The organism is Pseudomonas sp. JQ36 (assembly GCF_053851495.1).
In genome coordinates, this window is the sequence record NZ_CM132642.1 from 6,013,382 (window position 1) to 6,027,827 (window position 14,446).

Here is a 14,446-nt window from a genome sequence, read left to right on the forward strand (position 1 = left end):
CAACTGCGGACGAGTCCGCGATTGCCGTTTCAGAGGTCGTCCATGCGCTCGCTCAAAGTACTGATTCTCGAACCCGATCCTTATCGAATGATGGCGTTGCACCAGATGCTCAATGCGTTCGGTATCTATGACGTACTCACGGCGCCATCGCTGGCCTCGGCACGTTGCTCGCTGGAGCGTCGCACCCGGGTCGACATAGCGATTTGCGATCCGCAGTTGAAAGGCGGGGAAGGCCTGGCGCTGATCCACCATCTGGCGGCCGAAGGGGAGGCCAATGCGCTCATTCTACTGGGGCGTGTAGCGCCGGGCTTGCTGAGCGATCTCGAAAGCCTGCTGCAAACACACGAGGTGACGCTGCTGGGCCGCCTGCAAACGCCGGTTTCGGCCGTGCTGATGCGCGGGCTGCTGGACAGCTACCTGCAAGCGGCAGCCCATCCGGCGGGGGCTTGAGCCGACGGTTATGTTTCTGTCATCTTCACCGTGCATGCTCTGACAGACCGCTAACTGCTCCGGGAGCAGCGCGGTATTCAGAACTTTCTTCTCGGGCCGGTGGTCATTTATTGTGAACACGCCCCAGGCACAATGTTTTCGGACTATTGAGTGGAGATCGAGATGGAAAGTATCAGTCTATTGCTCGGTGAGGCTCTGAGCCCGTATCAGGTGACGTTGACTCCGTGTGGCGCCCATGGCGAATGCCTGGTAACGCTCAAGAACGGCAACGGCGCCCTCGTGGTGGAGCGCGAATTCAATCAGGCGCAGTTGACCGACAAACGCCTGCTGACCGATGTGGTCGATGGTTTGCACCGTGACGTCCTGATCGCCGAAGGGCGACTGGAGCCCTGTGTCATCGCGGCCTTGCGCAATGCGGCGCTGGATAAGTGTGCGGCGTTGTAAAGATGAAATATTTTTTGTGGGAACCTTCCTGCATCCCCGTCAGTCAGACCCCATAACAGCAGGATCAAGCATTGTGCTCCGGTGCTTGTCGCTTGCTGCTACGGGTCTTTAAGAAGACCGCGTTTAACCCCGAGTTGTCTCCCCACTGCTCGGGGTTTCTTTTTGCCCGCAGGTTTTATTGCGCGGTCTGTTGCTCGAAAAAAATCCGCGCCTGTTGCAGGTAATCCGTGCGCATTTCAGGGTCCAGCCAGTCGGCATACGACTGGTTCAATTGCTCGTGGGGCAGGGTACGCAGCAGTTGGTTGATCTCACTGATTGCCTGACGGCCCTGGGGCGTATCGGAACATCCGACATAACCCGACAGATACTTGCCGGTGCCGCGAATCGGAAAGAACACCAGTTCGTCTTCGGCAATTTGCGCCTGATGCGCCTGATAGCGGATCTCCGGCCAGTAACCCAGCACCACCTGCAGACGCCCCAGACGCTGCATCGACAGCAGGCTGCTCAGGGCGTCGTTGCCGTAATGCGGCGTGAGCGCACCGTCGGGTGCCTGCTTGAGCAGCGCGTCGAGATACTCGCCGTAACTGCGCTCGGCGACGACTCCGACCTTGATCTCGCCATTGGCCAGAAATGCCGGCAGATCGACTTCGCCGTCGATCAGGTACGGCGCCAATACGTCGCGATCCTTCTGACGCACCACCAGACCATTACTGACAGCACGAAACGCCGGGACAGAGAAAGTGATCCATTGCGTGCGCTCCTTGCTCCAGATCAGCGACGGATCGCAGGTGAAGGACGGCTCGTGCAGCATCTGCATGCCCCGGGCGCGATTGACCCGCATCAGCGTGTGTTCGTATTGCGGCATGCCGGCGATCAGCATCGGCATCAGTTGATCGATGACGCCCTGGCCCTTTTTCGGGCCTTCGAAGATGGTCAGGGGCGGCAGATCGCGCAACAGCCAGACCAGCGTGGGTTTCGCTTGCGCCCAGGCGGGCAGGGCGAGCAGAAACAACAGGCCGAACAGCCGCCAGGTCCACCAGTGGTGGGCGCGGTTGGCGGCCGATGTCCGGTGATGTTTCAGGTTAGATAGCTCCGTCCGCGCGCAACCGGGCGATCTGCTGTTCGTCGTAGCCAAGATCGTGCAGTACCTGCGCATTGTGTTCACCGAGCTGCGGCCCGACCCATTCGGAAGTGCCCGGTGTCTCGGAGAGTTTCGGCACGATGCCCGGCATCTTGAAAGGCTTGCCGTCCGGCAGCTTGGCCTGCAGGAACATTTCCCGGGCGAGGTACTGCGGATCGCTGAACATGTCTTCGGCACTGAAGATCCGGCTGGCCGGCACTTCCGCCTGGTTGAGCAGGTCGAGCACGCTTTGCAGCGGCAACGAATTGACCCAGCGGTCGATCACGCCATACAACTCGTCGCGGCGACTGTCGCGCCCGTCGTTGCTCGCCAGTGTCGGGTCGTTGGCCAGATCCTCGCGGCCGATGATCAGCATGAAGCGTTTGAAGATCGCGTCGCCATTGGCGCCGATCTGCACATGCTTGCCGTCGGCGCTGGTGTGGATCGATGACGGCGTGATGCCCGGCATGATGTTGCCGGTGCGCTCGCGGATGAAGCCGAACACGTCGAACTCCGGCACCATGCTTTCCATCATGGCGAAAATCGCCTCGTACAACGCCACATCGACCACTTGGCCGAGACCGCCGTTGACCTCGCGATGACGCAGCGCCATCAGCGCGCCGATGACGCCCCACAGCGCGGCAATCGAATCACCGATGGAGATCCCGGTGCGCACTGGTGGCCGGTCTTCGAAGCCGGTGATGTAGCGCAAGCCGCCCATGGACTCGCCGACCGCGCCGAAGCCCGGTTGATCTTTCATCGGCCCGGTCTGGCCGAAACCGGACAGACGCACCATCACCAGTTTCGGGTTCAGCGCATGCAGGGTTTCCCAGCTCAGCCCGAGTTTTTCCAGCACGCCGGGGCGAAAGTTCTCGATCAGGATGTCGGCTTCGCCCAGCAGTTTTTTCAGAATCGCCAGGCCCTCGGGGTGCTTGAGGTTCAGGGTCAGCGACTTCTTGTTGCGCGCCTGGACGAACCACCACAGCGAGGTGCCTTCATACAATTTGCGCCACTTGCGCAGCGGATCACCGCCGTCGGGCGATTCGATCTTGATCACTTCGGCGCCGAACTCGCCGCAAATGCGCGAGGCAAACGGCCCGGCAATCAACGTACCCAATTCAATGACTTTCACACCGCTGAGCGGTTTGTTGGCGAACGGCATATTGAATCCTGTAGGACAAGGCTGAGCGGATACAGCGTTTTAACATAGCCGGCTGTCAGACGCCGCAGGTTGATCGCCATCAATTCGATGATTGCCTACGGCATCGGTTAGACTTGCCGACTTTCCTCGTATCAAGAAGCCCGTTCATGGCCCAGCCGTCTACCACGTACAAATTCGAATTGAACCTCACCGACCTCGACCGCAGCGTCTACGAGAGCGTCAAGCAGACCATCGCCCGTCACCCTTCGGAAACCGAAGAGCGCATGACCGTGCGGCTGCTGGCCTACGCCCTCTGGTACAACGAACTGCTGTCATTCGGCCGTGGTCTGTCGGACGTGGATGAACCTGCACTGTGGGAAAAAAGCCTGGATGACCGCGTCCTGCACTGGATCGAAGTCGGCCAGCCAGATGCTGATCGCCTGACCTGGTGCTCGCGTCGCACCGAGCGCACCAGCCTGCTGGCCTATGGCAGCCTGCGCGTGTGGGAGGGCAAAGTGGTGCCGGTGGCGAAGAACCTGAAAAACGTCAACATCGCCGCCGTGCCGCAGGAAGTGCTGGAAACCCTGGCCAAGGACATGCCGCGCGTCATCAAGTGGGACGTGATGATCAGCGAAGGCACGATCTTCGTCACCGACGACCGTGGTCAGCACGAAGTCCAGCTGGAATGGCTGGCCGGTGAACGCGGCTGATCCTGCGCCGCTTACTGATTAATCCCACGTATTCAAGAGAAGTTTCCGTTAGCCCATGCGTATTGATCCTCGACCGTTGCCTGCCACGCTGCCGTTTCTCGGTGACCTGCCACCTTTGCTGACCCGTTTGTACGCGGCGCGGGGTGTGCAGTCCGAGGCGGAGCTGGATAAAAGTCTGGCGCGGCTGATTCCGTTCCAGCAGCTCAAGGGCATCGAGGCAGCGGTAGATCTGCTGGTGACGGCGCTGGAGCAGCGTCAGCGGATTCTGATCGTCGGTGACTTCGACGCCGACGGCGCGACGGCCAGTACGGTCGGCGTGCTCGGCTTGCGTCTGCTGGGCGCGGCGCATGTCGATTATCTGGTGCCGAACCGCTTCGAATACGGCTATGGCCTGACCCCGGAAATCGTCGAAGTCGCCCTGACCCGCGAACCGCAGTTGTTGATCACTGTCGACAACGGCATCTCCAGCGTCGAAGGCGTGGCGGCGGCGAAGAAGGCCGGGCTCAAGGTGTTGATCACCGACCACCACTTGCCCGGCGATGAACTGCCGCTGGCCGATGCGCTGGTCAACCCGAACCAGCCCGGCTGCGAGTTTCCGAGCAAGGCGCTGGCCGGGGTCGGGGTGATTTTCTACGTGTTGATGGCCTTGCGTGCACGCCTGCGCAGCCTCGGCTGGTATGAGAGCAGCCCGCAGCCGAACATCGGCGAACTGCTCGATCTGGTGGCGCTGGGCAGCGTTGCCGACGTGGTGCCGCTGGACGCCAACAACCGGATTCTGGTGCATCAGGGCCTTGAGCGGATTCGCGCCGGGCGTGCACGACCGGGGATCAAGGCAATTCTTGAAGTGGCCAAGCGTGACGCGGCGAGGATTACCTCCACCGACCTGGGTTTTATCGTCGGCCCGCGCCTGAATGCGGCGGGGCGCCTGGATGACATGAGCCTCGGGATCGAATGCCTGCTCACCGCCGACGCCAATCTGGCGCGGGAAATGGCTGCGCAACTGGACGGCATGAACCAGGATCGCAAATCCATCGAGCAGGGCATGCAGCGCGAGGCGCTGGCGCAGCTCAAGGACTTGCCAGTGGAATCGATGCCGTTTGGCCTGTGCCTGTTCGATCCCGAGTGGCATCAGGGCGTGATCGGCATTCTCGCCTCGCGGATGAAAGAACGTTATTTCCGTCCGACCATCGCCTTCGCCGACGCCGGTGACGGTTTGCTCAAGGGCTCGGGGCGTTCGGTGCAGGGTTTCCATATTCGCGATGCCCTGAGCGTGGTGGCGGCGCAGCATCCGAACCTGATTGCCAAGTACGGTGGCCACGCGATGGCGGCCGGCCTGACCTTGCCGCAAGAGAATTTTCCGCTGTTCGCCGAGGCTTTTGACGCTGAAGTGCGTCGGCAACTTCGCGAAGAAGACCTGACCGGGCGCATGCTCTCGGACGGCACGCTGGCGGTCGAGGAATTCCATCTGGAACTGGCTCGCGCCCTGCGCCATGCCGGGCCTTGGGGTCAGCACTTCCCGGAGCCGCTGTTCCATGGCGTGTTCCAGTTGGTCGAGCAGCGGGTGGTCGGCGAGCGGCACCTGAAAGTGGTGCTGAAGAGCGAGTGCGGGTCGGTGAAGCTGGATGGCATCGCTTTCGGCATTGACCGTGATGTCTGGCCGAACCCGACCATTCAGTGGGTCGAGCTGGCCTACAAGCTCGACGTCAACGAGTTCCGGGGCAACGAGACGGTGCAACTGATGATTGCCCACATCGAACCGCGCTGACGCCATTCGCGAGCAGGCTCGCTCCGACAGGTACAGTGTTGCCCTGGTGGGAGCGGGCTTGCTCGCGAAGGCGCTCTTTCACACACAGAATTACTCTGAACCCTCCCTCATCCCCGGTTGTCGACTAGGCTCTAAGCACTGCTTGATTGGCCTTGTGACGTCTTGTCGAATTTTTTGCCCGCGGGGGCGGGTGCTGCACCTTTTTCCTGTCACTCGTCGACTTTTCAAACAGAACCCTGGAGCCTGCCCACTGATTTGAGAGGTGCCCCATGAGTCTGCTGCTCGAACCCTTTACCCTTCGCCAACTGACCCTGCCCAACCGCATCGCCGTGTCGCCGATGTGCCAGTATTCCAGCGTCGACGGTCTGGCCAACGACTGGCATCTGGTGCACCTGGGCAGCCGCGCGGTGGGCGGTGCCGGCCTGATTTTCACCGAGGCCACGGCGGTCACCGCCGACGGGCGAATCACCGCCGAAGACCTCGGTTTGTGGAACGACGAACAGATCGAACCGCTGCAACGCATCACCCGTTTCATTACGGCTCAGGGCGCTGTCGCCGGCATTCAACTGGCTCATGCCGGGCGCAAGGCCAGCACCCATCGGCCATGGATCGGCAAACACGGCAGCGTCAAACCGGAGGATGGCGGCTGGATTCCGGTCGGGCCGTCGCCGATTGCTTTCGATCCGCAGCACACGCAACCGAAACAGCTGGATGAAGGTCAGATCGCCGAAGTCATCCAGGCCTTCGTTGCTGCGGCCAAACGCGCGTTGACCGCAGGTTTCAGCGTGGTTGAAGTGCATGCCGCCCACGGTTATCTGCTGCATCAGTTTCTGTCGCCATTGAGCAACCAGCGCCGCGATCAGTACGGTGGTTCGTTCGAAAACCGTATTCGGCTGGTGCTGCAAGTCACCGAGGCCGTGCGCGAGGTCTGGCCGCAAGAGTTGCCGGTGTTTGTCCGGGTATCGGCCACCGACTGGGTGGAGGACGGCTGGAACCCGGATGAAACTGTGGAGCTGGCGCGCCGCCTCAAGGCCTTGGGAGCGGATCTGATCGACGTCTCCTCCGGTGGTACCGCCGCCAACGCCGAGATTCCTGTGGGGCCGGGTTATCAGACACGGTTTGCCGAACGTGTGCGCAAGGAGTCCGGCATCGCCACCGGCACCGTCGGCATGATTACCGAGCCGGCGCAGGCCGAGCACATTCTGCGCACCTGTCAGGCCGACATCATCTTCCTCGCCCGTGAACTGCTGCGTGACCCGTACTGGCCGCTGCATGCCGACGATGATCTGGGCGGGCGCAAAGCGGTGTGGCCGGCGCAGTATCAGCGCGCGACCCATCGTGATCAGCCGATCCACGAGTCTGACCTGCGCGATTGATTTCAAGCCGGCGCAACGTCTATAAAACCCGCCACTGAACCGGCGGGTTTTTTCTTGCCTGCCATTTGCCAAGGAAGTCGAGCATGTTGATCGAACGAGAACTGACCGGACACGATTTGCCGTTGCTGGCGCAGATCGACCGTAGCGAGCTGGTGGAGGAATGTTATCGGCTGGAAAAAGGTGAGCTGATTCTGTACCCGGTGCATTTCGACATGCGCGGATGGCCGGAAGGCGAAGCTGAGGAAAACGCGCTGGCGCTGGAGACGTGCTTGCGGCGCGGTGGCTGGTTGTACGGGATTTTCGATGGGCAGGTGCTGGTCGCGGCGGTGGTTGTGGATAACCGGGTTATTCACAATCAGGGACTGAGCATGCGTCAGCTGAAGTTTCTGCACATCAGCCGTGATTACCGCGGGCAAGGGCTGGGGGCGAAGTTGTTTGCGCTGGCCTGTGAGCAGGGGCGGCGGTTTGGTGCCGAGGCGTTGTATGTTTCAGCGACTGAATCTCGCAACACTGTGGAGTTTTATCAGCGTCAGGGTTGCCGGTTGGTTGATCAGGCGGATCCGGAGTTGTTTGATCAAGAACCCAGAGACATTCATCTGTATTGCCCACTGACCTGACGCAGTTTCTTCAATATCCGATGTTGAATGTTCTGACGCATTCGCGAGCAAGCCCGCTCCCACCCTGGTTCTGTGTCGGTCGCAAACTGTGTGATCGACCGGGATCCAGTGTGGGAGCGGGCTTGCTCGCGAAGAGGCCGGAACAGGCGCCTCAAATCATCAAGGATACTTGCGCTTGTCCGGTGCCGGCGGGAAGTACTGGTACAACCAAGTCTCGCTCAGCGTGCGGTCATTGGTGCGGATGAACAGGCGCAGTTCCACCGGCTCGACGCTGTCGCTGGTCGGGTACCAGTCGAACAGGATCCGGTATCCCTTGATGTCATCAAGCACCAACACGCTGAAGTCCTGCACCTTGCCGTGGGAGCAAGTGACCACCGGTTCGATCCCGGTGCCCTGCGGCAGGCGATCCAGGCCGCCACCGGTGAAGTCCACGGCAAAGCGACGGGCCCAGACCGGCGGGTAATGCTCGCCCGGTGCCCAGCCTTCGACGAAGCCACCCATGCCCGACCGGGTCGCATGCACCCGCGCCAGTGGCGTGCCGACCGGTGGCAGGGCGCTCCAGTAAAGCTTGTAGCCATAGTTAAGCGAGTCGCCGGCAGCCACTGGCTTCTTCGGCGTCCAGAACGCGACGATGTTGTCGAGGGTTTCGCCGGTGGTCGGAATTTCCAGCAGATCAATCGAGCCTTCGCCCCACGCGGTGGTCGGTTCAACCCACAGGCTCGGACGCTTGCTGTACCAGTCGACGGTGTCCTGATAATTGGCGAATTCGTGGTCGGTCTGCACCAGTCCGAAGCCTTTCGGATCGGTGTCGGCGAACGCGTTGAACTGCAGGGTCGCCGGGTTGTTCAGCGGACGGCAGATCCACTCGCCGTTGCCGCGCCACATCGCCAAGCGATCGGAGTCGTGGATTTGCGGGTGAATGGTGTCGCACATGCGCCGTTCGTGGGTACCGCAGCTGAACATGCTGGTCATCGGCGCGATGCCCAGTTGTTCGATGGCGGTACGCGCGTTGATGTGGGCGTCGATCTCCATCACTACGCGCTCGGCCTGGCAGTCGATGTCGAAGCGGTAGGCACCGGTGGCGCTCGGCGAGTCGAGCAGAGCGTAGACCACAAAACGGGTGGCGTTCTGCTCCGGAGTCTCGAACCAGAACTTGGTGAAGTCAGGGAATTCTTCGCGCTTTTTCGCATAGGTGTCGACGGCCAGACCACGGGCCGAGAGGCCATATTGGCCAGTCGCATCCACCGCACGGAAATAACTGGCGCCGAGGAACGACACCACGTCATGGCGATCCAGCTCCGGCGCCTTGAACAGCTTGAAGCCGGCAAACCCCAGGTCGCCCTTGAGCTGCTGGGTGTCGACCGAGGTGTTCTCGTAGTTGAACAGTGTCGGACGGAAATGCACCTCGCGCGCGGTACGGGTCTTGGGATCGACGCTGTACATGCGCACCGGCTGGCGGAAACCCATACCGACGTGGAAGAACTGCACGTCGAGCTGACCCTTGTTCTCCTTCCACAGCGAATGATCGCCGTCGTAGCGGATCGCGTTGAAGTTCTGCGGGGTCATGGTCGCCAGAGTCGGCGGCAGCACCTGTTTGGTGTCCTGATAGGCCGAGCCGGCCAGTTGCTTGGCCTGACGCTTGAGCGCTTCGAAGTCGAAGGCCTGCGCTTCACCATCGGCGGCGCCACCATCGGCGGCGCCACCATTGGCGGCCCAGGCACGGGCGGCCAGCAGGCCGGAAGCCGAGAGACCGGTGTAAGCCGCAATGGCCATCGACGCTTTGAGCAAATTCCTGCGGTGCATAAATACAACCTGTCGTGAGCAATCCCGCGCCGTTCCTGGCACGTGCTGGATCAGAAATTACGGTTCGGACAAGCCTTCGGCCAAACGCAACGGACTATAAACAGATGCCGGCTAGCTTAAACGGTTCGCTCGCCAAGCAAAATTCGTTGATACACCGTGACAGAGTGTCAATGAAACAAGACATGTCGGTTAAAAATCTGACAGGGCATTCTGATTTATGCGGCATATCTGCTTTTTTCGACTAATTACTCTAAAAACCGCTTTTCAGCGCCGATTTAATTTCTATTCTATGGGCATGACCGGTGTTGACCGGTAGGGCACACGGCGCTGCTGTAAGGGGCAGGGCGATGTGGTGGTTTAGCAATTCTTTGAAGTATTGAAGGACATCGTCCATGGCAAAAATACAAGGTATCGCCGAAATGCTCGGCATCTTCCCCTGCCTCGGCAGCGGCCGTAGAAGGCGTCGATTGAGTTCTGAAGAGCTGAAGCTGGTGGAGCGTTATCGCGAGTTGTCGGAGAGTGACCGGATAGCGATGAGGTATCTGGTGGATGCGATGAGGAGCGTTTCGCGGTTTTAACGCTGGACCTGTGGCGAGGGAGCTTGCTCCCGCTGGACTGCGCAGCAGTCCCCTGCTTTTTGTAGACGGGCAGCTGCGCGACCCTGCGGGACGGTGCGACGATTCGACAAGCTCCCTCGCCGCAGGTTTTTTATTGAATGGACTTCAGCTACACGTACCCAAAACCGGATACGGTCGCTGTCCATGCATCAAATCCGGCACATCCCGCCATTTGACCCATGCCTGCTGTTGCCAGTGCAGCAGCGGTACGGTAACGCCTGCCCAATGCATTGAGCTCAAGCTCGGGTGGTTTTCCACAGGGCTTGATTGAGTTTCGCGCAGCATCGGGATGACTTCATGGCTCAGCCATTGGCGCAGGTTGCGGTTTTCCGGAACGAAGTGATGAACGAGCAGTGCGAACAGGCCGGATTCGCTGACCATCGCGCAATCGATAATTTCGCCATCCCGACGCAGGAGGACATGGCGGCGCTGATCGGGATCGAGTTTCAGGGTGAGGCGTTCGTTTAGCGGATAGCCCATCAGGCGACCGAGATCCTGAACACAAAACCAGGCTTCGTGTTCCTGCATGAAGGCGTGGAGGAAGCGGTTGTGGCGGGTGAAGATGGTGGGGGTGAAGTGCGTGGACGGTGGATTGTGGATTTGCGTAGACATGTAGTGACTTCCGGTTTGAGTAGGAAAGTCGCCATCAACTCTTCGACAAGTTGGGTGGCGAACCGCGTGGCGTTCGAAGTCGGGATACTTCCCGTCAAACGCGGCAAAGCCGGAAGGCCCGCGCCACACGGCCCGCCATAAAGCAAAACTGAAGCTGCGAAACAGCCACAATTCAATGGAGGGCATGCAAGCACCGCGTTGACAGTTTCCGGCTTCGACCCCGGGTCGCTGAATGAACAGCGACGGGATAAAGCCTATCGGTCAGGCGCTTGCGGCGACAAGTCTACCCTTTCGCCCCACATCGTAGGAAATGGGGCTTTTTCAGGCAGGCTGTGTCTGTAGGAAATGCCTGTTTTTTTAGATTCCGCTGCTAAACCATCCCTGCACCGAAGATTTTCCTTTATGAGTTAGCAATCGGGAAAAGGGAGAAGCAATTCTGTGAGCAAAGATGAAGCGAAGGGTAAAAAGAGAAAGGTGATCGATCTGGATCGCTTCGAAGCTGTTAGAGGTAAAGCCGATATCAAATGGCGTACTGATGAATTGATGACAGTGCTTCGAGGAGACCCCGGAATCAAATCTCGATTCCGGGGTGATTCTTCTTAGCGACTCACCTTCCAAGCATCCCCAGCCGGCGCCTTCCCATGGTCATACGGCTTGCCGATCCACATGTAAACCAGCCCCAGCCCAATCACGATCACCGTGCTCAGCACCATCGCATAGTTCACGTACCACGCCGCATCCGGCGTACGTGGCCAGGCCATGTTGATGATTGCGCCAACGCCGTACACCAGCGCGCCGATGTTCACCGGCCTGCCCCATGCGCCGAGGGTGAATTTGCCGCTGGGTTTCCAGCCTTTCATACGCGCGTACAAAGCGGCCAGCACGATCATCTGGAACGCGAGGTAGATGCCGATGGCGGCGAAGCTGACGATGGTGGCCACGGCGTCTTGCAGGAAGAAGCCGAGGGCGATGATCAGGGCGGGCAGGACACCGGACACGAACAGTGCGGCAACTGGCACCTGGGTGGTAGGAGAAATCTTTTTCAGCAGTCGGCTGCCGATGACCATTTCGTCGCGAGCGTAGGAGTACAGCAGACGACTCGCCGCAGCCTGTAGGCTGATGACACAGGAGATGAAGGAAATCATCACCACGCCCATCACCACTTTCGAGCCGATCGGGCCGAAGGCGTTGTTGAGGATGGTGGTGACCGGGTCTTTGTCGGTGCCGTTGATCACCGCTTGCATGTCCGGCACGGCGAGGATCAGCGCCAGGCAGGCGAACATCGCCGCGATGCCGCCGATGTAGATGGTCATGCGCATGGCCACCGGGATTTTTGCGCTGGGGTTCGGGGTTTCTTCGGCGACGTCGCCGCAAGCCTCAAAGCCGTAATAGAGGAACATCCCCGCCAGCGAGGCGGTGAGGAACGCCGGCAGGTACGAGCCATCAACGCTGATGTCGAAGGTGTTGAACAGCACGCTGATCGGCTGATGACGCTCGAAGATCAGCAGGTACACGCCGACGATCACTGCGCCGACCAGTTCGCAGAGGAAGCCGAACATGGCAATGCGCGCCAGCACTTTGGTGCCGCTCAGATTGACCAGCGTGGCGAACAACGTCAGCACCAGCGCGATGACGATGTTGGTGTTGTTGCTCGGCTCAAACCCGAGCATCGCCGCCAGATACGGGCCGGCACCGACGGCCACCGCCGCGATGGTCACGCACAGGGCGATGGAGTAGATCCAGCCGACCATCCACGCCCATTTTTTGCCGACCAGACGTCGCGCCCATGGATAAACGCCGCCGGAAATCGGGAACTGCGAGACCACTTCGCCGAAGATCAGGCACACCAGCAACTGGCCGCAACCGACCAGCAAGTAAGCCCAGAACATCGGTGGCCCGCCGGCCGCGAGGCACAGGCCGAACAGGGTATAAACCCCCACGACCGGTGACAGATAGGTGAACCCTAAAGCGAAGTTTTCCCACAGGCTCATGCTGCGGTTGAAGTTCGAGGTGTAGCCGAGTTTGCGCAGTTGTTCGGCATCGCTGTCGGCAACGGCGGCCGAGAGTTCGGGTGAGGCACTCATGGGTGTTTGCTCCGGGAAATCGGCAGATTTCGGATGGCCGAATCCGTGGCGGGGCTTTGCGGGCGCCGCCCGGGTCGGTAGTTATTGTTTTGGGATCCTGGTGGTGCGTAATGCCGGTTTTCTTCCTGAAACCGAGGTGACGCCTTCGCGAGCAAGCGCGCTCCCACCTTGGAATGCGTCCCCCTGTGGGAGCGGGCTTGCTCGCGAAGCTTTTAAAGGCTTAGTGCTTGAACATCACATGCCGAACCGTGGTGTAGTCCTCCAGCCCGTACATGGACATGTCCTTGCCATAACCGGACAATTTCTGCCCGCCATGGGGCATTTCGCTGACGAGCATGAAGTGTGTGTTGACCCAGGTGCAGCCGTACTGCAATCGCGCGGACAAGCGATGAGCGCGTCCGACATCCGCCGTCCACACCGAGGACGCCAGGCCGTAGTCGGAATCGTTGGCCCACTCCAGCGCCTGCGCTTCATCGGTGAACTTGGTTACCGACACCACCGGCCCGAACACTTCACGGCGAACGATTTCGTCATCCTGTTGCGCGTCGGCCAGCACCGTCGGTTCGAAGAAGAAGCCGTCGCCTTCCACAGTCTTGCCACCCGTGATCAAGCGAATGTGCGACTGCGCCACGGCGCGTTCGACGAACGCGGCCACGCGGTCGCGATGTTGCGCGGTGATCAGCGGCCCCAACTCGGTCGACGGATCATCCTGCAAGCCGTACTTGATTGTGCTGACCGCTGCGCCGAGCTTCTCGACGAACTGGTCGTAGATGCCTTGCTGCGCGTAGATCCGGCACGCGGCGGTGCAGTCCTGCCCGGCGTTATAGAAACCGAAGGTGCGGATGCCTTCGACGGCGGCATCGATGTCGGCGTCGTCGAAGATGATCACCGGTGCCTTGCCGCCCAGTTCCATGTGCATGCGTTTGACGCTGTCGGCGGCGCTGGAAATGATGTTCGAACCGGTGGCGATGGAACCGGTCAGCGAGACCATGCGCACTTTCGGGTGCGTGACCAAAGGGCTGCCGACGGTAGGACCACGACCAAACACCAGATTGAGTACACCGGCCGGGAAAATTTCCGACGCCAGTTCGGCCAGACGCAACGCGGTCAGCGGGGTTTGTTCCGACGGCTTGAGCACCACGGTATTACCGGCGGCCAGCGCCGGGGCGATTTTCCAGGCGACCATCATCAGCGGGTAATTCCACGGTGCAATGGAGGCGATCACGCCCACCGGATCGCGGCGGATCATCGAGGTGTGGCCGGGCAGGTATTCACCACCGGCCGAACCGCTCATGCAACGGCTGGCACCGGCGAAGAAACGGAACACGTCGGCAATCGCCGGGATCTCGTCGTTCAGTGCGGCGCTGTAGGGTTTGCCGCAGTTGTCGGATTCGAGTTTCGCCAGTTCCTCGCAATGGGCTTCAATGGCGTCGGCGAGTTTGAGCAGCAACAGCGAACGGTCTTTCGGCGTGGTTTGCGACCACTCGGCGAAGGCGTTGTCGGCGGCGCGCACGGCGGCGTCGACCTGGGCCTCGCTGGCTTCGTTGATCTCCACCAGTACGCTGCCGAGTGAAGGATTGAGCACCGGTTGCGCCGGGCCTTCGCCGTTGACCAGGTGGCCGTTGATCAAGAGTCTGGTTTGCATGTTGTTGTCCTCTTCGAAGCAATTGTTATTTTTCTGAAGAAACCGGGTTCCATTGTGGGAGC

General features: G+C 60.4%; 14 protein-coding genes. 8 read left to right on the forward strand and 6 right to left on the reverse strand.

The window, feature by feature from the left end:
- Positions 1 to 42: 42 nt before the first annotated feature.
- Positions 43 to 450 carry a response regulator gene (locus ACS4NR_RS27100; protein ID WP_095138296.1) on the forward strand — a complete coding sequence of 136 codons (408 nt, stop codon included), beginning with the start codon at positions 43 to 45 and terminating at the stop codon, positions 448 to 450.
- Between the two features lie 162 nt (positions 451 to 612).
- Positions 613 to 894, forward strand: a complete 282-nt coding sequence (locus tag ACS4NR_RS27105) for a DUF3509 domain-containing protein (protein ID WP_456018775.1) — start codon at positions 613 to 615, stop codon at positions 892 to 894.
- A 175-nt stretch (positions 895 to 1,069) separates the two neighbouring features.
- Here the strand turns inward: ACS4NR_RS27105 and ACS4NR_RS27110 are convergent, their stop codons facing one another.
- Together ACS4NR_RS27110 and ACS4NR_RS27115 are read right to left on the reverse strand one after the other, a co-directional pair.
- A complete protein-coding gene (locus ACS4NR_RS27110; protein ID WP_456018776.1) occupies positions 1,070 to 2,029 on the reverse strand; it encodes a TIGR02285 family protein in 960 nt (319 codons plus the stop codon).
- Positions 1,977 to 3,176 (reverse strand): CaiB/BaiF CoA transferase family protein, encoded by a 1,200-nt coding sequence (locus ACS4NR_RS27115; protein ID WP_095138297.1) that lies wholly within the window; start codon positions 3,174 to 3,176, stop codon positions 1,977 to 1,979. The genes ACS4NR_RS27110 and ACS4NR_RS27115 overlap by 53 nt, the downstream gene beginning before the upstream one ends.
- Before the next feature lie 146 nt (positions 3,177 to 3,322).
- On the opposite strand from ACS4NR_RS27115, the gene ACS4NR_RS27120 reads away from it, so the two are divergent.
- The 4 genes from ACS4NR_RS27120 (at position 3,323) to ACS4NR_RS27135 (ending at position 7,623) form a co-directional block, all read left to right on the forward strand.
- Positions 3,323 to 3,865 carry a YaeQ family protein gene (locus tag ACS4NR_RS27120; RefSeq protein WP_003222001.1) on the forward strand — a complete coding sequence of 181 codons (543 nt, stop codon included), beginning with the start codon at positions 3,323 to 3,325 and terminating at the stop codon, positions 3,863 to 3,865.
- Between the two features lie 55 nt (positions 3,866 to 3,920).
- Positions 3,921 to 5,630, forward strand: coding sequence for a single-stranded-DNA-specific exonuclease RecJ (recJ, locus tag ACS4NR_RS27125; protein ID WP_166496643.1), 1,710 nt, complete (start codon positions 3,921 to 3,923; stop codon positions 5,628 to 5,630).
- A gap of 269 nt (positions 5,631 to 5,899) precedes the next feature.
- Complete coding sequence (locus tag ACS4NR_RS27130; RefSeq protein ID WP_095138300.1) at positions 5,900 to 7,006, forward strand: NADH:flavin oxidoreductase/NADH oxidase; 1,107 nt, start codon at positions 5,900 to 5,902, stop codon at positions 7,004 to 7,006.
- An 83-nt stretch (positions 7,007 to 7,089) separates the two neighbouring features.
- A complete protein-coding gene (locus tag ACS4NR_RS27135) occupies positions 7,090 to 7,623 on the forward strand; it encodes a GNAT family N-acetyltransferase (RefSeq protein WP_456018777.1) in 534 nt (177 codons plus the stop codon).
- Between the two features lie 159 nt (positions 7,624 to 7,782).
- Here ACS4NR_RS27135 and ACS4NR_RS27140 read toward each other — a convergent pair whose 3' ends face one another.
- On the reverse strand, positions 7,783 to 9,426 hold the full coding sequence (locus tag ACS4NR_RS27140; RefSeq protein ID WP_456018778.1) for a glucan biosynthesis protein D: 1,644 nt from the start codon (positions 9,424 to 9,426) through the stop codon (positions 7,783 to 7,785).
- 392 nt (positions 9,427 to 9,818) lie between these two features.
- Here ACS4NR_RS27140 and ACS4NR_RS27145 point away from each other — a divergent pair, with 392 nt between their 5' ends.
- Positions 9,819 to 10,004 (forward strand): hypothetical protein, encoded by a 186-nt coding sequence (locus ACS4NR_RS27145; protein WP_003222012.1) that lies wholly within the window; start codon positions 9,819 to 9,821, stop codon positions 10,002 to 10,004.
- Between the two features lie 144 nt (positions 10,005 to 10,148).
- Here the strand turns inward: ACS4NR_RS27145 and ACS4NR_RS27150 are convergent, their stop codons facing one another.
- Complete coding sequence (locus tag ACS4NR_RS27150) at positions 10,149 to 10,655, reverse strand: BRO-N domain-containing protein (protein ID WP_456020413.1); 507 nt, start codon at positions 10,653 to 10,655, stop codon at positions 10,149 to 10,151.
- A 438-nt stretch (positions 10,656 to 11,093) separates the two neighbouring features.
- Between ACS4NR_RS27150 and ACS4NR_RS27155 the strand changes: the two genes are divergently transcribed.
- Entirely contained in the window at positions 11,094 to 11,258 is a 165-nt protein-coding gene (locus ACS4NR_RS27155; RefSeq protein ID WP_160056119.1) for a hypothetical protein, read from the forward strand.
- Here ACS4NR_RS27155 and ACS4NR_RS27160 read toward each other — a convergent pair.
- Together ACS4NR_RS27160 and ACS4NR_RS27165 are read right to left on the reverse strand one after the other, a co-directional pair.
- Positions 11,255 to 12,739, reverse strand: coding sequence for an APC family permease (locus tag ACS4NR_RS27160; RefSeq protein ID WP_456018779.1), 1,485 nt, complete (start codon positions 12,737 to 12,739; stop codon positions 11,255 to 11,257). The genes ACS4NR_RS27155 and ACS4NR_RS27160 overlap by 4 nt on opposite strands.
- Positions 12,740 to 12,959: 220 nt before the next feature.
- Positions 12,960 to 14,384: a gamma-aminobutyraldehyde dehydrogenase gene (locus ACS4NR_RS27165; protein ID WP_456018780.1), complete on the reverse strand. Its 1,425-nt coding sequence runs from the start codon at positions 14,382 to 14,384 to the stop codon at positions 12,960 to 12,962.
- Positions 14,385 to 14,446: the final 62 nt, after the last annotated feature.